Raw genomic sequence first — 21,159 nt, forward strand, 5'->3', positions numbered from 1 at the left:
GAAGTCTAACATTATTTGGCTCTAATAAGTATATTAATTTAGTTTAGAAAATAAATTAATACAAAATTACTCAAATATAGTATATATAACTATTACAAACTAGAATATGTCGTTTTCCGTCACTGAATTATGCAAAAAGCCGTGTAGAGCTTGTTAGGTTGATATTTAGTTTTGAATGTTTAAGGAAATTTCATGATTACAAACACACCGTCAACACATCGAGGAGAAAACGCCAGAGTGCAGTTGCTATGCTCAGCTGCAGATGTCTATGGTGAATTAGGTCTCGACGGAGCAACAACCCGCAAAATTGCTCAAGTTTCGGGGCAAAATATTGCCGCCATTTCCTATTATTTTGGTTCGAAAGAGGGGCTGTATCTCGCTGTAGCCCAATTGATTGCGAACACAATAAAAGAAAACTTTAGCGAGACAACCGCGGAAATTGATACATATCTTCGTCAAACCAATCCCCCTCCTGATGAGGCCATCAAACTCTTGCAAAAAGCATTAGTCGGTTATAATTACTTTCAGCTAGAAAAAAAGAACCTGAGTTTTTCTCGAATACTCGCTAGAGAGCAACTCAACCCAACCGAAGCCTATACCATTATTCATGAGCAGGCTCTCGGACCTATTTACACCAAATTAAACCGTCTTATTGCCATTTATATAGGCTCCGATCCCAACAGCCTAACCACCTTAATCCAAACCCATGCCATCTTAGGGGAAACGCTCTCGTTTCGTATCGCAAGAGAGACGTTACTTCGGCAAACTGGCTGGAAACATATCAATGAAGAGGAATATAAAATCATTAACCAAGTACTGATAGAGCACACCAATATCTTGTTGGAAGGATTGCGTCATCGCAAAGAGGCACAAAAGTGATATCATTAATCCATAAAAAACGGTTATAGATTATCGAACTATCTATTTTTAGACATGTAATCTACACGAAGAATAAGGTTAATTATGAACAATAAACGTCGTTCAATCTTTTTAATTCTTATTGTCATAGTAATCGGTCTCGCTGCGGGTGGTTATTATTGGTATCAATCACAGCAAGATAAAACATTAATCTTATATGGTAATGTTGATGTACGAACCGTCAACCTTGGTTTTCGTGTTGGTGGGAAGCTCGCGTCTTTGAATGTTGATGAAGGCGCGCGCGTTACCCCCAGTCAAGCTTTAGGCCAGCTTGACCAAGCGCCTTATATCAACGCATTAAACAAAGCAAAGGGCGTTAGAGACAGTGCAAAAGCTCAGCTAGCTATGAAAGAAAAAGGCTATCGCACTCAAGAAATTGCACAAGTTGAAGCAGAGGTTGCCCAAAAACAAGCGGCATGGAAATACGCTGAAAGTTTTTACCAGCGCCAAAAAGGACTCGCAGCCTCCCATGTGATTTCTGCCAATGAGCTCGACAATGCAAAGACAAATCGAAATCAAGCACTTGCCGCATTAAAAGCCGCACAAGATAAACTAAACCAGTATCAAAGCGGTTTCCGTCAAGAAGAGATAGCGGCTGCACGAGGCGAATGGCTACAAGCTGAAGCGGCTGTTGCACAGGCAGAATTAGACTTAAAAGATACCGTATTAACAGCCCCCTCAGATGGAACCATCCTAACGCGAGCCATTGAGCCTGGCAGCATTGTCGGTGCTGGTAATACTGTATTTAGTGTCACTCTCACGACGCCTGTTTGGGTAAGGGCTTATGTCGATGAGCCTAATTTAGGGATGGCCGTTCCTGGTCGAGAAGTTTTGCTCTACACCGATAGCCGTCCAGATACCCCTTATCACGGTACCATTGGTTTTGTATCACCAACCGCTGAATTCACGCCAAAAAGCGTACAAACTCCGCAATTACGTACTGATCTTGTATATCGGCTACGCATCGTTGTCAGCGATCCTGATGAGGCACTACGCCAAGGCATGCCAGTTACCATCCGCTTTGCTGAAATTCAGTGATAAGAGTGCATGATGAGTAAGCATGATGACTGCATTCGTCTTCAAGGGGTTGAAAAAACATTTCAGGGTTTAGACTCCCCCGCAGTAGAGAGCTTAACGGCCGAGATCTATGGTGGCTCGGTAACGGGTTTAGTCGGCCCAGACGGTGCAGGCAAAACGACGTTAATGAGAATGCTTGCCGGTTTATTAAAACCTGATTCAGGCACAATCAGTCTAATGGGATTAGATCCGATTAAAGACAGCGTACAAGTGCATGCTAATTTAGGATATATGCCACAAAAATTTGGCTTATATGAAGATCTGACCGTCCAAGAAAATCTTGATTTATATGCTGATTTACGTGGCGTCCTCGGTGAAGAGAGAGAGAAAAGTTATCGTCAGTTGCTCACCTTTACTGATTTAACAAATTTTACAGGTCGACTTGCCGGTAAATTATCCGGCGGTATGAAACAAAAGCTAGGGTTAGCTTGCACACTGATTGGCAGACCAAAGGTGCTACTTTTAGACGAGCCTGGGGTTGGGGTTGATCCCATCGCACGACGCGAATTATGGCGAATGGTACACACTTTAGCCGATGAGGGGATGCTGATCCTTTGGAGTACCTCCTATCTTGATGAGGCCCAACAGTGCAAAAATGTTTTGCTCCTTAACCAAGGCCAATTGCTTTTTTCAGGGAAACCTCAAGATCTGACCCAAACTATGGTTGGTCGCTCCTATTTATTAGATGTTCCGACCGCCAATAAACGTACAATATTGCAAAATGCCCTCGTTCTTCCGGAAACCAGCGATGGCGTGATCCAAGGGCGTTACATCCGCTTAATATTAAAGCCTGATGCGTCTAAAACGTCGCTACTTCACCGTTTGCATATGCCTGATGGGAAGCTGATTGAGGCAGAGCCACGTTTTGAAGATGCTTTTATTGATCTCTTAGGTGGGGGGCCTTCCCATCGCTCAGAATTGGCGGCTATCATGCCGCAAATCCCTGCTAATCCAAGTGAAACCGTTATTGAAGCGCGTGATCTAACGAAAAAATTTGGTGATTTTGCCGCGACGGATAGCGTCAATTTTCAAGTAAAACGCGGTGAAATTTTTGGCTTACTCGGCCCCAATGGTGCGGGGAAATCAACCACCTTTAAAATGATGTGTGGATTGATGAGACCAACCGAAGGTCATGCCTTAGTGTTAGGAATGGATTTAAAGACCAGCTCAGATAAAGCACGGCAACACCTCGGCTATATGGCGCAAAAATTCTCGCTCTATAGCAATTTAAAGGTTGGGCAGAATCTCAAATTCTTTTCTGGTGTTTATGGTCTGCATGGTAAGCATCAAACACATAAAATAGCTGAAATGGTTGAGGCCTTTAATTTTAAGCCAATTATTAATCAAATAACTGATTCACTCCCTCTTGGCTTTAAACAACGCCTTGCCCTTGCCTGCTCCCTTATGCATGAGCCAGATATTTTATTTCTTGATGAACCGACATCGGGGGTCGACCCTCTCACTCGACGTGAGTTTTGGCTACATATCAACGGCATGGTCGATAGAGGCGTAACCGTCATGGTGACAACTCACTTTATGGATGAAGCAGAGTATTGTGATCGCATAGGATTAGTGTATCACGGCAAGATCATTGCCGCAGGTACGCCAGATGAGCTAAAACAGCAAGTCGCTAGTGAAAGTCATCCAAATCCATCAATGGAAGATGCTTTTATTGGGTTGATACTTGATTATGATAAACAGCGGGAGGAACAATGACCGCCAACGCGTCTCATTTTTCTTGGCGTAGACTCCGTGCATTATGCATTAAAGAAAGCAAACAAATCGTACGCGATCCCAGTAGTGCATTGATTGCCGTTGTGATCCCCCTAATGCTGTTATTTATTTTTGGTTATGGGATCAATTTGGATTCCAGTCAATTACGTGTTGGCATCTTGATGGATCAACAAAGCCATGAAGCACGCCAACTCGTCGATACATTTACAGGCTCCCCTTTTATTGACGCTACGGTTAGCGATAATCGGCAACAATTAATTGCAAAAATGCAAGCGGGCAAAATTCGCGGCATTATCGTTATCCCCGTGAACTTCTCAGCCCAATTGCTACGTCCTGAAGGGCATGCCGCCATACAAGTGATTACCGACGGCAGTGAGCCTAATACTGCGAACTTTGTACAAGCCTACACCAAAGGGATCTGGTATACGTGGTTGATACAACAAGGTGAAAATCGAGGCTATCCCACAGATCCCCTCATTGAGTTAAATATGCGTTATTGGTTCAATGAAGCTGCAATTAGTCAGCATTTCATTATACCCGGTGCCATTAGTATCATAATGACGGTAGTTGGAGCTATTTTGACATCACTGGTTGTTGCTCGTGAATGGGAGCGCGGCACAATGGAAGCCCTTCTCTCGACACAGATTACACGCACCGAATTGCTTTTATCCAAATTATTACCCTATCAAGTCTTAGGCTCCTTTGTGATGATCTTGTGTATGATTGTCACGACATCACTATTAAATATACCTTATCGAGGCTCACTCTTAGTGCTGTTTTTGATCACTAGCCTCTATTTAGCGACCGCTCTCGGAATGGGGCTATTGATTTCCACCATCACTCGCAATCAATTTAATGCCGCAATGGTCGCATTGAATGCGGCATTTTTGCCAGCAATTATGCTATCAGGCTTTATTTTTGAAATCTCAAGCATGCCAATATTTGTCCAAATCGTGACTTATTTCATTCCGGCGCGCTATTTTGTCAGCAGCTTACAAACGCTATTTCTGGCAGGCGATATCTATATTGTTTTGTTCACCAATCTGCTGTTACTTATCGCCTCCGCTATTTTATTTATTGGCTTAACGGCATGGAAAACACGCCGTCGTCTTGATTGATAAGGATGAAATATGTTTTACCGCCTATATACCTTGATCATGAAAGAACTACAGACGTTATTGCAGGAGAAGCAAACGCGGATCATTTTGCTCATGCCTGTTATTTTCCAAATGATCTTGTTTCCTTTGGCTGCAACCCTTGAGGTTACCAACACCACGATCGCCATTTTCGATCAAGATGGCGGGAAGCACTCTATCGAATTAACTCAACGATTAGCAAAAGCAGAAGCCTTTTCTCAAGTACGATTACTCAAAAATGAGCACGAGATCCGAGAAACACTGGATAACCGAGAAAGCTTATTAGTCGTACGCTTCGGGCAAAATTTTAGCGCTGACATCGATAGCCAGCACACCGCGAAGATGATGTTATTACTTGATGGACGTAACTCTAACAGCGCGCAAATTGCCGCTAACTATATTGAACAAATCGTATTACAATATCAAAGCGAGCTAACGGCAGGCCGCCCTTTAGCCAATAATAGCGAGTTAGTGGTTCGTAACTGGTATAACCCTAATCTGGAATATAAATGGTTTATCGTGCCATCACTGGTGGCATTAATCACGACCATTGGCGTACTGATTGTCACTTCCCTGTCGATTGCCCGAGAGGCCGAACAGGGAACCCTTGACCAATTACTTGTATCGCCGCTCACGACTTGGCAAATTTTTATCGGTAAAGCCGTACCCGCATTGATTATTGCCACCGCGCAAGCGACTTTAGTCTTAGTCATTGGTATCTTCTGTTACCAAATCCCCTTTGCAGGCTCCCTCACACTATTTTATGCAACTATGGTGGTTTATGGCCTTTCACTAGTGGGTTTTGGATTATTAATATCGGCTTTGTGTTCAACCCAACAACAAGCATTTATCGGTGTATTTGTTTTTGTGATGCCCGCTATTTTGCTCTCAGGCTATATTTCTCCCGTTGAGAATATGCCCATTTGGTTGCAAGAAATTACCTTGATCAATCCAATCCGCCATTTCACTGAAATCACCAAACAGATTTACTTAAAAGATGCTGATTTTAGTGTTATTTGGCCGAGCCTATGGCCACTGCTCGTAATATCAGTCATTACCAGTACCTTTGCTTACTACCTTTTTCGGCAGAAAACAGCGTAGCAATTACCTATTAGTCACGACTATATTTTTTACTAAACAATAAAAAACCCTTGTCTGTTTGACCATGACAAGGGTTGATATTCTTTAAAAGCTATTGTGTATCTTAAATACACAATTTATACATGATTAACGGCGGTCGCCGAAAATACGTAGCAGCATTAAGAACAGGTTGATAAAGTCCAGATACAGGTTTAATGCACCTAGGATAGCGAGTTTACGCATGCTTTCTTTATCTTCCACGTCAATTTGTGCACCCATCTCTTTCAGTTTCTGAGTATCATATGCGGTCAGGCCTGCAAAAATCAGAACACCTGCATAGGTAATCACCCAGTATAATGCTGAGCTTTTCATGAAAATATTGACAATAGAAGCGATAATTAGGCCAATAAGCGCCATAAACAGGAAGTTACCGATACCACTTAGGCTACGCTTTGTGGTGTAACCATAAACACTTAGTGCACCAAACATTGCCGCCGTGATAAAAAATGTTCCTGCTACCGATTCCATTGTATAAGCAGCTAAAACCACAGAAATTGTTAGCCCAGTAAGTACTGAGTAGAGCATAAACATGCCCGTTGCCATCATACCACTCATTCTTGGCAGTAAAAATGACAAACCAAGTACAAGTCCAAACTCAACAATGATTAAACCAAAAAACAGAACATTATTAGTCGCTATGGTATAAAATAAGCCACTATTCAGTGTGGACCAAGCAACAAAAGCAGTCAGTAACAGACCAACAGTCATCCAGCCATAAACCTGTGACATAAATGTCTGAATGCCGGCACTGCTGCGCTGGACAAGAGAATCATTACGTTGATCGAATCGATCCATGATGGTTACCCTTCATACATAAGTAAGAAACGACCACAGCAACGTGCCGTAGCCAGACAAATTCCTACAAAGTTTATCATAAATTATTGACAATACCATTCAACAAACTTAAAACCATTGATTAGAATTTATGCCATGCCGCTGCTGACGGGCGTCTAAATACGCTAAAAATTATTTTAAATATAAATGAAATTTACTGATCACCAACGGTTTGCAGAAGCTTCATCGCTCTCTTTTGCCTCGACCCAACGTTCATTATCAGGCAATGTCTCTTTCTTCCAAAATGGTGCTTTGGTTTTTAAATAGTCCATAATAAATTCAGCCGCTTGAAAAGCAGCGCCACGATGAGCACTGGTCACACCCACAAAAACAATCTCTTCGCCCGGCTGTAAAGTACCCACTCGGTGGATCACACTAACTCGCTGTAGTGCCCAGCGTTGACGCGCTTCGACCACAATAGCGACCAGCGCTTTCTCCGTCATTCCGGGATAATGTTCTAACGTTAATGCTGCAACGCTATCGCCTAAATTATGATTTCGGACTTTGCCTGTAAACGTTACGACCGCGCCATCGCTATCACATTCAGCAAGCCATTGATACTGCTCGCCTACACTAAAATTTTCTGTTTGTACCGCAATATGCGTATTTTCCATCTTAGCCCCCGGTCACCGGTGGGAAAAAGGCCACTTCGTCGCCATCTTCCAATGGATGATCTGTTGCTACAAAAGATTGGTTAACTGCCGCTAACAACTTGCCATCTTCTAAAGCTAAAGCCCACCGGTCACCACGTTGTGCCAATGCTTGACGCAATGCTTCAACATTTGAGTAATGTTCTGATAATTCGAGACGAGCTGTTCCCACCAATTCACGTACTTGAGCAAAAAAAAGTACTGTAATCATGCGTCCACCTTAAAATGACCAGATTTGCCACCTGTTTTTTCTAATAAGCGAACAGGCCCAATTACCATATCTTTTTGCACCGCTTTACACATATCATAAATGGTTAAAGCAGCTACTGAAGCGGCAGTTAATGCTTCCATTTCAACCCCTGTTTTTCCTGTCAATCGACAGCAGGACTCAATACGGACTTGATTTTGCTCCGGCAATGCTTGCAACGTCACTTCAACTTTTGTTAGCAGCAACGGATGACATAACGGGATCAGCTCCCATGTTTTTTTCGCTGCTTGAATACCAGCAATACGTGCGGTCGCAAATACATCGCCTTTATGATGGCTCCCCTCAACAATCATCGCTAAGGTCTCTTTATTCATCGTGACAAATGCTTCGGCTCTCGCTTCACGGACTGTTTCAGCTTTTGCAGAAACATCCACCATATGCGCTTCACCCGACGCATTAATATGAGTCAGTTGGGACATATTTTCTCCTGAAAAATCAAAAATTCATTAACCGCCAATAACGGATAAATTCGGGGTGATGCCACTGTCGCCCATATGTAAAAAGTGCGTCTCTCGCTTAAATTGTAGACCACTTTGAATACGTGCTTTTAATGCTTCGTTTTGATTATCGTCACTTAACAAGTCACGTAGTGGGATACCATTTTCACCGAATAGGCACAGATGAAGATTCCCCAAAGAAGAAACGCGTAGTCGGTTACAACTTTGGCAGAAATCTTTTTCATAAGGCATGATAAGACCAATTTCCCCTTGGTAATCAGGGTGGCTAAAGACTTGGGCGGGGCCATCGCTACGAGAGCGTGGCACACTGTACCACCCCTCTTCAATAAGACGGTCGCGGATCGTTTCTCCCGAAATATGGAAACGATTAAAAAGGTCACTCCCTTCCCCCGTTTCCATTAATTCGATAAAGCGGAGTTGGATTGGACGATGTTTGATCCAATTTAAAAAGGATTTTAAAGCAATATCATTGACGTTTTTCATCAATACTGCGTTGACTTTGACTTTGTCGAATCCCGCTTCAAAGGCAGCATCAATGCCTTGCATCACTTGATAAAACTTGTCTTGCCCAGTAATTGCCGCAAATTGACGCGGGTCTAGGCTATCAACACTGACATTAATCGCTCCGAGTCCCGCCTCTTTCCATTTTTGTACATCACGAGCCATACGATAACCATTTGTCGTCACCGCAATTTTTTTGATCGCTTGATTTTCATGGATAGCGGCAATGATATCGGTAAAATCTTTACGCATGGTCGGCTCGCCGCCTGTGATGCGTACCTTTTCTGTGCCCAATTCTGCGAAAGCACGGCTAATGCGCTGAATTTCACTCAGTGAAAGGAATTCGTGACGACCACTTGGTTTATAACCATCGGGAAGGCAGTATGTGCAACGAAAGTTGCAAACATCTGTAATAGATAAACGGAGATAATAAAATTTCCGAGCAAATTGATCGACAAGCTGCTGCATAATGACACCTTTCCAAATACGGGAGATGCAGACATTTCTATCTTGCACCCTGGTGGCTCAGAGGCCACGGCCAAAGCATCATATTCGTTATCGCGAACTTAGACACAAAGGCTAGGAGTGATATTTATCAACAAGCCCACAAAGCCAGCATAGGTTAACAATCAAATTGCTCACTTTGTTCACTTAGTTTATGTGGGGATTTTAGCGTAAAAGAAAGGAAAAAGCGAATTTGAATTTCGATATATAATATATTATACAACGACTTAGGGTTTAGTTATGCATTTGTTAATTCAGTATAAATTTAATGTTCTAATTTGTATTATGTCACCTATTAAACCCAATATTAAGCGCATGTACAAAAAACATCCAGCCCCTATTTTTAATCGTTAATTAAGAGCAATCTTAGATTAGGTTTGCCCCAAATTTTGATCTTTTTTGGATAGTAAAAAACAGCCCTATGAGATAATTGCTGTTTAAACTGCCATCATTTTCAATTTTTATCTGTCAATGATGACGGTAAATGACCCCCAAACGGTGTTTTATGATAAATTAGCGCCGTTTTGTGATAGACGTGATAATCGCGTTTTAAATTGCATTTAACTGGCAATAACACTGTATAATAGCCTTGGCGCTGAAAAAATAACTGATATAGGAACACTATGCCGAATAGTAGTTTGACTGATTTTAGGCATGTTGTCGCCCTTGGCGGCGGACATGGGCTTGGTCGCGTAATGTCTTCGCTTTCCTCTTTAGGCTCTCGATTAACTGGAATTGTCACCACGACGGATAATGGTGGTTCTACTGGTCGTATTCGTCGAGCGGAAGGTGGGATTGCTTGGGGAGATATGCGCAACTGCCTCAATCAATTAATTACTGAGCCATCAATCGCATCGGCGATGTTTGAATACCGTTTTAGTGGCAACGGCGAACTTTCAGGCCATAATTTAGGTAATCTGATGCTAAAGTCATTAGATCACCTCAGTGTACGCCCTCTTGATGCCATTAATTTGATCCGCAATATGCTCAAAGTGGATGCCAAACTCATTCCTATGTCAGAATCTCCCGTCGACTTAATGGCGATTGATGAGATGGGTAATGAAGTGTATGGCGAGGTCAATGTTGATGCTCTGATTGAATTACCGAAAGAGTTACGACTCTACCCAACCGTAAAAGCCACAGCAGAAGCGATTGAAGCAATTCATCAAGCGGATTTAATTTTAATTGGTCCGGGTAGTTTCTTCACCAGCCTGATGCCACTGCTACTGTTGGAAGATATCACGGATGCTTTGCGCGAATGTAAAGCCCCGATGATCTATATCGGTAACCTAGGTAAAGAGCTAAGTACATCCGCAGCTAGCCTCACGTTACAAGAAAAGTTAACCATGATGGAGCAGCATATCGGCTGCAAAAAAATTGATGCCGTGATTGTTGGCCCTAGAACGAATATCGCGCCTATTCGCCATGAGCGGTTAGTCACTCAACGGGTGTTAGAGGCCGATGATATTCCTTATCGTCATGACCGTAAGCTACTCTTGCAAGCTATCGAAGAAACCGTACGTTTGTTTTAAACCACCACGGGATATCACCACCAATCACGCCAAAGGTTAACAGCAAAAACTCACAGAGCCGTTAACCTTTGTAGCATCATGAATTAGCAATAAAACGCTCCCTTAGCTCTTGCAATTGATCCCTTACATTTGCCGCCGCTTCAAACTCTAAATCCTGAGCGTGTTTATACATCTGCGCTTCAAGTTGCGAAATACGTTGTTCCAACTCTTTTGTTGATAATAATTGGATATCTTCACGTTTATCGATTTTGGCACTCTCTTTATTGCGACCTTTCGATTTGCCACCCACTTTGTGACCAATTTGCAAGATATCGCCAATTTTTTTGTTCAGGCCTTGCGGCACAATACCGTGTTGCTCATTAAAGGCTATCTGCTTAGCACGGCGGCGTTCCGTTTCTTTGATGGCCTTTTCCATTGAATTGGTGATTCTATCGCCATATAAAATTGCTTTACCATTAAGGTTACGCGCCGCACGACCAATTGTCTGAATGAGTGAACGTTCAGAGCGTAAAAAGCCTTCTTTATCGGCATCGAGAATAGCCACCAATGACACTTCTGGCATATCGAGACCCTCTCTCAGCAAGTTGATCCCCACCAGCACATCAAACTCACCTAAACGTAGGTCACGAATGATTTCAACCCGTTCTACCGTATCAATATCAGAGTGTAAGTAACGAACCCGTTCACCATGCTCTTCAAGGTATTCCGTTAAATCTTCTGCCATTCGTTTTGTTAACGTTGTCACCAACACACGCTCGTTTTTCTGCGAACGAATACGAATTTCAGAAAGCAAATCATCAACTTGAGTGGCAACAGGCCGCACTTCAATCACAGGATCTAGCAAGCCTGTTGGTCGCACAACCTGCTCTATCACCTCTGAACCTGATTTTTCTATTTCATAATTACCCGGCGTCGCGGAAACATAGATAGTTTGTGGCGCGAGCGCCTCAAACTCTTCAAAACGTAATGGTCGATTATCAAGCGCAGACGGTAAACGGAATCCATACTCTACCAGTGTTTCTTTACGAGAGCGGTCACCTTTATACATCGCTCCGATCTGCGGGATAGTAACGTGCGACTCATCCACCACCAATAAACCATCAGCAGGTAGGTAATCAAACAGCGTCGGTGGCGGCTCTCCTGGCGCGCGACCAGACAAATAACGTGAATAGTTCTCAATACCTGAGCAATAACCCAGCTCATTCATCATTTCGAGATCAAATTGAGTGCGTTGGGTGATACGTTGTTCTTCTAGCAATTTATTATTTTCGAGGAGCACCTTACGCCTATCCGCCAGCTCAACCTTAATTTGTTCCATCGCTTCTAAGATCCGCTCTCTCGGCGTCACATAGTGGGTTTTCGGATAAACTGTAAAGCGAGGAACACGATGCTGAATTTGCCCCGTTAATGGGTCGAACAAAGACAACCGTTCCACTTCTTCATCAAATAATTCGACACGTAACGCATATTCATCTGATTCTGCGGGGAAAATATCAATCACCTCGCCCCGTACGCGGAACGTACCTCGGGTAAAAGCTTGGTCGTTACGTGTATATTGCAGATCGGCTAAGCGCCGCAAAATAGCCCGCTGATCGATAATCATCCCATCGGTCAAATGCAGCATCATTTTTAAATAGCTATCAGGATCACCAAGACCATAAATAGCCGAAACAGAAGCCACAACTATCACATCACGCCGTTCAAGTAGTGCTTTTGTCGCTGACAGACGCATTTGCTCAATATGCTCGTTAACAGACGCATCTTTTTCGATAAAGGTATCTGAACTAGGCACATAGGCTTCTGGCTGATAATAATCATAATAAGAGACAAAGTATTCAACGGCATTGTCAGGGAAGAAGGCTTTCATCTCACTGTACAATTGTGCTGCCAACGTCTTATTGTGTGCCATTAACATGGTTGGGCGATTTTCTTTGGCGATGACATTGGCAATCGTAAAGGTTTTACCTGAGCCTGTTACCCCGAGTAAGGTTTGATGAGCAAGTCCATCTTCTAACCCTTCAGAAAGCTGACGAATTGCCTCGGGTTGATCCCCTCCAGGCTGAAAATCAGAATACAATTTAAATACTTTACTCATTACCCACGCCTCTTAACCGATCTCCCCCCTATGATACTGGATAAAAAACCAGCTTCAAGTGCTGAGTTTAAAAATTCTCCAGCAATTTTTTATTGTGGTTAAAACAAGGTTATCCCCAAAAATTTTTCTTGACCTAAAGTGATTTATATATTTTATGCTGATGCGACTTCTAGTCTTATCTCAAATAACAACCCATGTCTTGATTTTATTTAACTTATTGTATTTTAAAATTATTATTTATAAGTCTGAAATCACATCAAATAAAGGCAAAGCCGCTTGTCACCTTGGATTCGGTTGTTTTTTTAGATCTAATTCACAAGGTTATCCACAGAAATAGTGGATAACTCTGCAATCCCTTTCAGATAGTGCGTTTCCGTTCCACTCTAAAAACCACATAGCGCATATACATGACAAAAAAATGGCAATTCAGTGAAAATATTTTTACTCAGAATTTATCATAAAAACAGTATTTACTCTTTTTTAACGGATCCGAGTTGACAAAAATGACGGATTAACGATCCAAAATAGCCTTTTACACAGAATAAACAGGAACATAAAAAATTATCTAGTAAGATCCACTAGATAGGCACACTTATCCGATCATAAATAACCAAACATTACACTCAATGTACCATGACTACGCCATCGTCCTTATCATTCGGTGTTAAAGGATATTTTTGCTGTTTAACAACGCTCAAGTTATAGCATCTACTTCAGGATATAAGATTATTGAATGCGCTCAGCCAGACGAGTCTGATAGTTATCGATACTCCCTACCTATCTCCGTTTATTGCCTACCTGAATATTGAATTATTTAGAATATAAAAATTTAATATAGGGGCTTTACACACAAGTCCCTAATTAAGCCAAGTCACCCTGAAAAATGGGAAGAATGGCGTGAACTTGATGAATCAAGACATGTCATTTTATCGCTTGATAATTCAACGGAAGAGATAGGCGCAGGGTTACGTTTAGACTGAGCCGTTGCACAACAAAAGAGTTTTCGTTCAATACACCAGAGAGCGTGTTTATATTGAAAAACAAGCTCTCTGATAAAATAGACAATTAACCACTAAAAAATTAAATCGCTGTCACATCAACATACTGCCCTACATCGGCAAATTGTTCGGCATCTTGATGAGGAATGATACCAAGGCAAGGCGCATTGATCGAACGGTGCAATGTCTCTAAATATTCGGCCTGATAGGTTCCTGCTGGCTCGACTTCATTCGCCACCCACCCCACCAATTTTAGCCCTGATTGGTTAATCGCTTGTGCGGTTAATAAGGCATGATTAATACAACCCAGTTTGATGCCAACCACCATAATCACTGGCAATTGTTGCTCAACCACCCAATCTGCATAACTGTGTTGTGCTGATAATGGCGTATACCAGCCGCCAGCACCTTCAACCAACACCCACTGCGCTTTTGACTGCAAATGTTTTAATCCGTTTGTCATCACTGAAAAATCAATTGGCAGCCCAACTTTTTCGCTAATAATATGTGGAGATGTTGGCGCTTCGAATACAATTGGATTCACTTCTTGGTAAGTTAACGGCAATGTGCTGTTTGTTTGTAAAAAAAGTGCATCACTGTTACGCAGCCCTTGTGCTGTTTGTTCGCTGCCTGAAGCAACCGGTTTATAACCCGCGGTTTGATAACCCAATTGTTTAGCCGCTTGCAGTAATGCGCAACTGACTACTGTTTTACCGACCTCAGTATCAGTGCCGGTCACAAAATAAGTTTTAGTCACGATAAATTATTCCAAATACAGTTTGATAAGTGAGCTCAAGACCGTTTGCTGACGTGGGATAAGCGCTCTCAAGTAGATGTAATCGCTGCCTTGTCATCAATCCACCACGCCGTCCTGCGGTGAGATGGGTCGCGCCAATGCCTTTCAATGAATTCAATAATCGAGCTAAATCCGGAAAATGTAGTGTATCGGTCTGAAGCAGCAATTGATGCTGCCATGGTTGGCAACTCGCGCTTATCTGTTCAAAACTTAAAAATTCATTCACATGCGAATAGCCATCTAACCTAGCCCAAGCTTGCGATAGCTCCGATAGAGAGCCTTTAGCAAGCGTGGTAAATACAATCACCCCACCATTTTTAGTCACTCGATGTAATTCAGTCAGGGCCAGTGATAAGTCAGAGCACCATTGGATAGCCAAATTAGAAAAAACCACATTAAAAGTTTGGTCGGCAAAAGGCAGTGCTTCCATATCCGCACAGATATACTGTTCAGCCGCATTTTTTTGACGTGCAACCTCCAACATGCCGGACGATAAATCTAATGCGGTCACTTCAGCCCCTTGTGCTTTAATTATTTGGCTGAAAAAACCAGTGCCACAGCCAACATCAATCACTTTTTTAGCCGGTAAATTGACCCGTGCTGAAGCTAATAAATCCAGCAGTTGATGACCACTATTTTGTTGATAATAAGCTATCGAATCATAGCGTTTTGCTGCTTTACCAAAAGCCGAAGCGATTTTTTGTTTTTCATCACTTAATGGTAAAACCATTTAACGCCTCCAACAGTTGATCGATATCTTGTTGGTGATGAGCTGCACTCAAGGTAATGCGTAGCCGTGCACTGCCTGGTGGGACAGTCGGTGGACGTATCGCTTGTACCCATAGCCCTTTTTGTCGTAAATAATCAGAAAGCTGTAAGCTCACCTCATTATCACCCACAATGACGGGTTGAATTGCCATCTGTGAATCAGCTAATTGCAGATCACTAAATTGACTATTTTTTCTGAAATATTCAATATGTTGATTAAGCCGTTCCCTTGCATCATCGGCTGTACGGATCTGCTGTAACGCTACTGATAGCGCAACTGCCTGAGCTGGTGGCATTGAGGTACTATAAATAAGGTGGCGAGCCGCTTGAATAAAGTAATCTGCGGTTGCTTCATCACACAGAACGGCAGCGCCACTCAAACCAAATGCTTTACCGAAGGTGACAATCAGTAATTCAGGTTTAATACCATGCACATCACAACTACCACGCCCTTCTCGCCCTCTCACGCCAATACCATGGGCATCATCGACCATTAACCAAGCGTGATGTTGTTCCGCGAGCTGTTTTAATTCCGCTAAAGGCGCACTGTCACCATCCATGCTAAACACCCCTTCGCTAATCACGAGTGTCTTTGCATCTAAAGTGCTGGTGAGCAATTTTTGTAATGATGCGGGGCTATTGTGAGCAAATCGCCGTAAATTAGCTTTTGAAAGCATTGATGCCTCTAAAATCGAAGCATGACTAAGTTTATCGGCTAAAATGCGATCCCCTTGCCCCATTAAAGCGGTGATCACCGCTTGATTCGCCGCAAAACCAGAAATAAATAATAGTGCCCTTGGATATCCCAACCATGCAGATAGCGCGTTTTCCAAATCATAATGGGCGCGAGTAAAACCAGTAATGTGCCCTGAACCGCCACTGCCGGTGCCATATAATGTGGCGCCTTGCTGCCAAGCCTCGACGACCTTGGGGTGATGGCTTAACCCTAAGTAATCATTTCCTGAAAAATTCAGGTAATTTTCCCCGTTAATTCGCAACTCACGACCTGTGCTGTAATCAATACAGGTTCTTTTACGCCAAGCCGCATTTTGTTTACGCTGCTCGAGTTGCGCTTGAATAAATGTTTGCCAACTCATTAGACAGCCGCGTTATAGAACTGTGAATTATCGGCTGTCAAAATAGACTCCGCTAATTGTGCCGCTTGTTGATTATCCCCTTCGCTCACTTCAATACGCTCTGGGTTAATATTCAATTTTTTAAACAAGGAGATATCTTTATTTTCATTCGGATTAGGAGCGGTTAACAGCTTACAACCATAAAATACGGAATTAGCGCCTGCCATAAAACAGAGTGCTTGGGTTTGCTCGTTCATATATTCGCGACCCGCCGATAAACGGACGTAAGAGGTCGGCATCATAATACGTGCTACTGCAATAGTTCGAATGAAATCAAAAGGATCGACATCTTCATTATCCGCCATCGGGGTGCCTTCCATTTTCATCAGCATATTGATCGGTACACTTTCTGGCGGTTTAGGTAAATTCGCAAGTTGAACCAACAGCGCTGCTCGATCGCTGATTTTTTCCCCTAAACCAAGAATCCCTCCAGAGCACACTTTGATACCCGCATTACGTACATTATCCAATGTGTCTAAGCGGTCTTGATAAGTTCTGGTGGTAATGATGTTGCCATAGTATTCAGGGGAGGTATCAAGATTATGGTTGTAGTAATCAAGCCCCGCTTCGGCAAGGCGCTGAGCTTGGCTATCGTCAATCATTCCCAGTGTCATGCAGGTTTCCATGCCTAGCGATTTCACCTCTCGCACCATCATTTCGAGATAAGGCATATCGCGCTCACGAGGATTACGCCAAGCGGCTCCCATACAAAAACGCGTTGAACCTGCTTGCTTCGCTTTTTTTGCAGATTCAAGAACTTGCTGAACTTCCATTAAACGTTCAGTTTCTAATCCGGTTTTATAACGAGCACTTTGTGCACAATATTTGCAATCTTCTGGACATGCCCCTGTTTTGATTGAAAGCAAAGTGCTGACCTGTACTTGCTGTGGGTCAAAATGCTGTCGATGAACTTGCTGAGCTTGGAACAAAAGCTCAAAGAAAGGCATAGAGAACAATTCATTAGCCTGTTTAGTTGTCCACTTTTTTAATTCGCTCACGGCAGATCTCCATCATAAAAAGTCGTTGCCAGTTTAAATATTGTGGTTATCATGTCAACCAAATTCATTTAAATAAGTTGACAACAAAGTAAAATGGACAGTTCTGATATTGCATTCGATGCCAAGCATATCTGGCATCCCTACACCTCGATGAGCCACCCGATCCCCGCCTATCCCATCGTTGAGGCTAAAGGCGCAGAGTTGATTATGGCTGATGGAAAAACACTTGTTGATGGAATGTCTTCTTGGTGGGCGGCGATCCACGGCTACAATCATCCCGTTCTCAATCAAGCTGCTACTGAGCAGCTACAAAAAATGTCTCATGTCATGTTTGGTGGCATCACTCACCCTTCCGCAGTGAATTTGTGCCGTCAACTCGTTGAGATCACTCCAGCGCCTTTAGAGTGTATTTTTCTTGCCGATTCAGGATCGGTGGCTGTGGAAGTGTCACTAAAGATGGCACTCCAGTATTGGCAGGCCAGAGGGGAAAAGCGCCAACGTATTTTAACTTTACGCCATGGTTATCATGGGGATACTTTTGGTGCGATGGCAGTATGTGATCCTGATAATTCAATGCATGGCCTATACAAAGGTTATCTACCTCCTCATATTTTTGTTGAGGCTCCACAATGTGGTTTTCATGATGAATGGAACAGTGATGATTTATTACCAATTAAGCAGGAACTTGCAGCAAAACATCGCGAAATTGCAGCAATTATACTCGAACCTATCGTACAAGGTGCGGGTGGAATGCGTATTTATCACCCCGAGTACCTAAAAGGCGTTCGTGAGCTTTGTGATCACTATGGCATATTACTGATAGCCGATGAAATCGCGACAGGATTTGGGCGCACAGGCCAATTATTTGCTTGTGACCATGCGGCTATTTCACCGGATATTATGTGCTTAGGCAAAGCCCTCACGGGGGGATATATGACACTATCAGCCACCTTAACAACGCGTCATGTTGCCGAAACGATTAGTAATGGCGAAGCGGGCTGTTTCATGCATGGGCCAACCTTTATGGGGAACCCATTAGCGTGCGCCGTCGCCAACGCAAGCCTAAAATTATTGCTTGAAAGCCCATGGCAGCATACTGTCGCCAAGATTGAGCAGCAGCTCTTAGCTGAATTAGCACCTTTGTCCTCCCACACAAGCGTCAAGCAGGTGCGCGTTTTAGGGGCGATTGGCGTGATTGAGATGCAGCAGCCAGTCAATACCGCTGAATTACAAAAAAAGTTTGTTGAACAAGGGGTTTGGGTAAGGCCATTTGGTCGGCTGATTTATGTTATGCCACCTTACATTATTTCACCGGAACAACTGAGTAAAGTGACAAGTGCAATGAGAAACGTGATTGAGGGGTAAAGATCCCCTCAGTGCTTTGAGGAGATCTTAGTTTAGCAATTAACGCGCTAATACCGTCACCCACATTGGGCCTTTGCCCACTGGGTAGCGACCAATCTGGGTGAGTTTACCTGTAATCGGGTCAATTTCTGAAACAGAAATACTGTCAGATTTTTGCCCGCTAGAAATCAAGAAGCGCCCTGTTGCATCAAGGTTAAAGCCCCTAGGCTGAGCTTCTGTTGGATAAATCCCTTCTAGGGTCAACTCGCGGCCATCATCAGATACTCGGAAATGGCTAATATAGCTATCTGAACGCTCACTCGCATACAGATGACGTCCATCAGGCGTGATATGAATATCTGCCGCCCAACGTTGGCTTTCACGACCTTCCGGGTATACGTTAATATGCTGAACTTGGCGATAGCGAGTAAATTTATGGTAAACGTTAATGGTTGAATCCAACTCATTAACACAATAAATAACTTTGTGCTGTGGATGGAATGCAAGGTGGCGAGGGCCTGCGCCTTTTGCTGAACTGATTTGATCAGCAGAAGCTTCGGTTAAATGACCATCGTCATGCAGATCAAATAAGCGAATATGATCTTCCCCCAAACACGGCACCCATAATTGTTGATTGTCAGCATCAACATGTGAAGAGTGTGGGTTTCGTAGCCCTTCGATCACTTGGATCGCGGTTTGTGGTACACCTTCTTGGTTGATAGGTAAGACAGCCAAATTATGTTGATGGTATGACGGCACAAACAAATACTTACCAGTGTTATCTAATGATAAATGTACCGGTGTACTTGGAATTGCCGTCTCAGCTTTTAGTCTGAGAGTGCCCTTATCTTCAATTTGATAAGTGATTACTCGAAAATTGGGTCGGACACCAATATAAAGGTGCTTTTTATCATGGCTTAATACCATTGGCTGTACTTGGCCTGGTGTTGTCACCGTCTGTAATAACGTCAGTTCACCGGCTTCGTTCATAGACCAAACGTGGATCTGATGGCTTTCGGGGCTAGCAATATAGACAACCTGATTCATCCTGTCTCCTTATGATTCATGATAAAAATATCTTCTTCCATTATGACGGTTAATCTCAGGATAGACTAGCGAATAACAAGCAATCCCCCTCTTTTCAATACATCGCGCCACTAAATTATCTCAAAATGATTAAAACAACAGATTACCAATAACCTGACTCGATTCATTCTGCGCCACTTTAGTTAATCTGCAATATCCGCTAAGATGATAAAATTATTTTAGCACTGGATTATTATCAGGCTAACAGATCCCTTTCTGTTTAGCTGACAACGACAAAAACCATCATATGGCCACTCATTAAGGCATATGTAACCTCAAATCACGTGGAGCCGTTTATGTCATACCGCGTTATTGCGCTCGATCTTGATGGAACACTGCTTGATCCTCAAAAGAAAATTTTGCCCGAATCGCTTGCTGCATTAAATGAAGCACGTCGCCAAGGCGTTAAAGTGTTGATTGTGACAGGGCGCCATCATGTTGCCATTCATCCTTTCTACCAAGAGCTTAACCTTGATACCCCTGCAATTTGCTGCAATGGTACTTATCTTTATGATTATTTAGGTAAAAAAGTTCTTTCTTCAGACCCTATGACACTCGAATCAGCAACACAAATGATTGAAAGGCTGCGTGGCACCGATATTCAACATTTAATGTATGTTGATGATGCCATGCTATACAACGCACCGACAGAAGGGATCAAAAGGACGCTAAGTTGGGCAGAAACCCTGCCAGTGGCTCAACGTCCTAATATTCAGTTTGTCGAAAACTATGCTGATGTCTTACATGATTATCAATCTATTTGGAAATTTGCCGTCAGTTCAGAAAATATCGATCAGCTCAAAGAGGTTGTTCGCGGTATTGAAGATGATTTTGGCTTGGAATGTGAATGGTCATGGGCTGATCAAGTCGACGTCGGCCGCAAAGGAAACAGCAAAGGCCAACGACTAAAACAGTGGGTTGAATCACAGGGTATGACCATGAATGATGTGGTTGCTTTTGGTGATAACTTTAACGATTTAAGCATGTTAACAACGGCTGGACTAGGTGTTGCTATGGGCCAAGCGGTCGATGAAATCAAACAACAAGCAAAACTGGTTACACGTGATAACACCCAACCGGGTATCGCTGAAGTGATCCATAAATACGTATTGTAATTTTATCTATTAGGGGGCCAATAATAAGCCCCCTAATTAACTCATTTTGCCACTTTATGCTGTTCACTCAA

20 protein-coding genes and 1 riboswitch are annotated in these 21,159 nt (G+C 42.9%); of the genes, 9 read left to right on the top strand and 11 right to left on the bottom strand.

From position 1 onward, the window contains the following. The first annotated feature begins 192 nt into the window (after window positions 1-192). From cecR to PR699_RS07740, 5 genes are all read left to right on the top strand, one after another. Window positions 193-879 (top strand): transcriptional regulator CecR, encoded by a 687-nt coding sequence (gene cecR, locus PR699_RS07720; protein ID WP_004917856.1) that lies wholly within the window; start codon window positions 193-195, stop codon window positions 877-879. Window positions 880-963: 84 nt separating this feature from the next. Then, the gene (gene hlyD, locus PR699_RS07725) at window positions 964-1,956 is read left to right on the top strand and encodes a secretion protein HlyD (protein ID WP_014657775.1); all 993 of its coding nucleotides are present in this window, start codon (window positions 964-966) and stop codon (window positions 1,954-1,956) included. Between the two features lie 12 nt (window positions 1,957-1,968). After that, on the top strand, window positions 1,969-3,711 hold the full coding sequence (locus PR699_RS07730) for an ATP-binding cassette domain-containing protein (protein WP_014657774.1): 1,743 nt from the start codon (window positions 1,969-1,971) through the stop codon (window positions 3,709-3,711). Further along, complete coding sequence (locus PR699_RS07735; RefSeq protein WP_004917851.1) at window positions 3,708-4,847, top strand: ABC transporter permease; 1,140 nt, start codon at window positions 3,708-3,710, stop codon at window positions 4,845-4,847. The genes PR699_RS07730 and PR699_RS07735 overlap by 4 nt, the downstream gene beginning before the upstream one ends. 12 nt (window positions 4,848-4,859) lie before the next feature. Then, window positions 4,860-5,966: an ABC transporter permease gene (locus PR699_RS07740; RefSeq protein WP_014657773.1), complete on the top strand. Its 1,107-nt coding sequence runs from the start codon at window positions 4,860-4,862 to the stop codon at window positions 5,964-5,966. Window positions 5,967-6,092: 126 nt separating this feature from the next. Here PR699_RS07740 and PR699_RS07745 read toward each other — a convergent pair whose 3' ends face one another. The 5 genes from PR699_RS07745 to moaA all read right to left on the bottom strand — a co-directional run bounded on the left by PR699_RS07745 (window position 6,093) and on the right by moaA (window position 9,184). Further along, entirely contained in the window at window positions 6,093-6,800 is a 708-nt protein-coding gene (locus tag PR699_RS07745; protein ID WP_004917846.1) for a Bax inhibitor-1/YccA family protein, read from the bottom strand. Between the two features lie 200 nt (window positions 6,801-7,000). Next, window positions 7,001-7,453, bottom strand: coding sequence for a molybdopterin synthase catalytic subunit MoaE (gene moaE, locus PR699_RS07750; protein ID WP_014657772.1), 453 nt, complete (start codon window positions 7,451-7,453; stop codon window positions 7,001-7,003). A 1-nt stretch (window position 7,454) separates the two neighbouring features. Next, window positions 7,455-7,700, bottom strand: a complete 246-nt coding sequence (gene moaD / locus PR699_RS07755; protein WP_004917843.1) for a molybdopterin synthase sulfur carrier subunit — start codon at window positions 7,698-7,700, stop codon at window positions 7,455-7,457. Further along, complete coding sequence (gene moaC / locus PR699_RS07760; protein ID WP_004917841.1) at window positions 7,697-8,176, bottom strand: cyclic pyranopterin monophosphate synthase MoaC; 480 nt, start codon at window positions 8,174-8,176, stop codon at window positions 7,697-7,699. Before moaC ends, moaD begins: the two co-directional genes overlap by 4 nt. Window positions 8,177-8,203: 27 nt before the next feature. Further along, window positions 8,204-9,184 carry a GTP 3',8-cyclase MoaA gene (gene moaA / locus PR699_RS07765; RefSeq protein WP_014657771.1) on the bottom strand — a complete coding sequence of 327 codons (981 nt, stop codon included), beginning with the start codon at window positions 9,182-9,184 and terminating at the stop codon, window positions 8,204-8,206. Next, window positions 9,174-9,314: riboswitch (molybdenum cofactor riboswitch) on the bottom strand. (Overlaps the previous gene by 11 nt.) 529 nt (window positions 9,315-9,843) lie before the next feature. Here moaA and yvcK point away from each other — a divergent pair. Next, window positions 9,844-10,752: a uridine diphosphate-N-acetylglucosamine-binding protein YvcK gene (yvcK, locus tag PR699_RS07770; protein WP_004917836.1), complete on the top strand. Its 909-nt coding sequence runs from the start codon at window positions 9,844-9,846 to the stop codon at window positions 10,750-10,752. A 76-nt stretch (window positions 10,753-10,828) separates the two neighbouring features. On the opposite strand, the gene uvrB is transcribed toward yvcK, so the two are convergent. Continuing rightward, window positions 10,829-12,847, bottom strand: coding sequence for an excinuclease ABC subunit UvrB (uvrB, locus tag PR699_RS07775; protein ID WP_004917833.1), 2,019 nt, complete (start codon window positions 12,845-12,847; stop codon window positions 10,829-10,831). Window positions 12,848-13,707: 860 nt separating this feature from the next. Here uvrB and PR699_RS19680 point away from each other — a divergent pair. After that, window positions 13,708-13,827 carry a hypothetical protein gene (locus tag PR699_RS19680; protein WP_368912987.1) on the top strand — a complete coding sequence of 40 codons (120 nt, stop codon included), beginning with the start codon at window positions 13,708-13,710 and terminating at the stop codon, window positions 13,825-13,827. Between the two features lie 100 nt (window positions 13,828-13,927). Here the strand turns inward: PR699_RS19680 and bioD are convergent, their stop codons facing one another. The 4 genes from bioD to bioB are packed head-to-tail and all read right to left on the bottom strand — an operon-like array spanning window position 13,928 to window position 17,543. Continuing rightward, window positions 13,928-14,602, bottom strand: a complete 675-nt coding sequence (gene bioD / locus PR699_RS07780; protein ID WP_014657770.1) for a dethiobiotin synthase — start codon at window positions 14,600-14,602, stop codon at window positions 13,928-13,930. Continuing rightward, on the bottom strand, window positions 14,595-15,371 hold the full coding sequence (gene bioC / locus PR699_RS07785) for a malonyl-ACP O-methyltransferase BioC (protein WP_071881678.1): 777 nt from the start codon (window positions 15,369-15,371) through the stop codon (window positions 14,595-14,597). Before bioC ends, bioD begins: the two co-directional genes overlap by 8 nt. Continuing rightward, complete coding sequence (gene bioF, locus PR699_RS07790; protein WP_014657768.1) at window positions 15,352-16,506, bottom strand: 8-amino-7-oxononanoate synthase; 1,155 nt, start codon at window positions 16,504-16,506, stop codon at window positions 15,352-15,354. The genes bioC and bioF overlap by 20 nt, the downstream gene beginning before the upstream one ends. After that, window positions 16,506-17,543 (bottom strand): biotin synthase BioB, encoded by a 1,038-nt coding sequence (gene bioB, locus PR699_RS07795; RefSeq protein ID WP_004917825.1) that lies wholly within the window; start codon window positions 17,541-17,543, stop codon window positions 16,506-16,508. The genes bioF and bioB overlap by 1 nt, the downstream gene beginning before the upstream one ends. Window positions 17,544-17,636: 93 nt before the next feature. Between bioB and bioA the strand changes: the two genes are divergently transcribed. Further along, window positions 17,637-18,908: an adenosylmethionine--8-amino-7-oxononanoate transaminase gene (gene bioA, locus PR699_RS07800; RefSeq protein WP_004917823.1), complete on the top strand. Its 1,272-nt coding sequence runs from the start codon at window positions 17,637-17,639 to the stop codon at window positions 18,906-18,908. Between the two features lie 39 nt (window positions 18,909-18,947). Here the strand turns inward: bioA and pgl are convergent, their stop codons facing one another. Continuing rightward, window positions 18,948-19,934, bottom strand: coding sequence for a 6-phosphogluconolactonase (gene pgl / locus PR699_RS07805; RefSeq protein WP_004917821.1), 987 nt, complete (start codon window positions 19,932-19,934; stop codon window positions 18,948-18,950). Between the two features lie 335 nt (window positions 19,935-20,269). On the opposite strand from pgl, the gene PR699_RS07810 reads away from it, so the two are divergent. Then, a complete protein-coding gene (locus PR699_RS07810) occupies window positions 20,270-21,088 on the top strand; it encodes a pyridoxal phosphatase (RefSeq protein ID WP_004917819.1) in 819 nt (272 codons plus the stop codon). Window positions 21,089-21,159 lie beyond the last annotated feature (71 nt).

Origin of the sequence: Providencia sp. PROV268 (assembly GCF_028477805.1) — a bacterium.
Taxonomy (GTDB): Bacteria; Pseudomonadota; Gammaproteobacteria; order Enterobacterales; family Enterobacteriaceae; genus Providencia; species Providencia stuartii.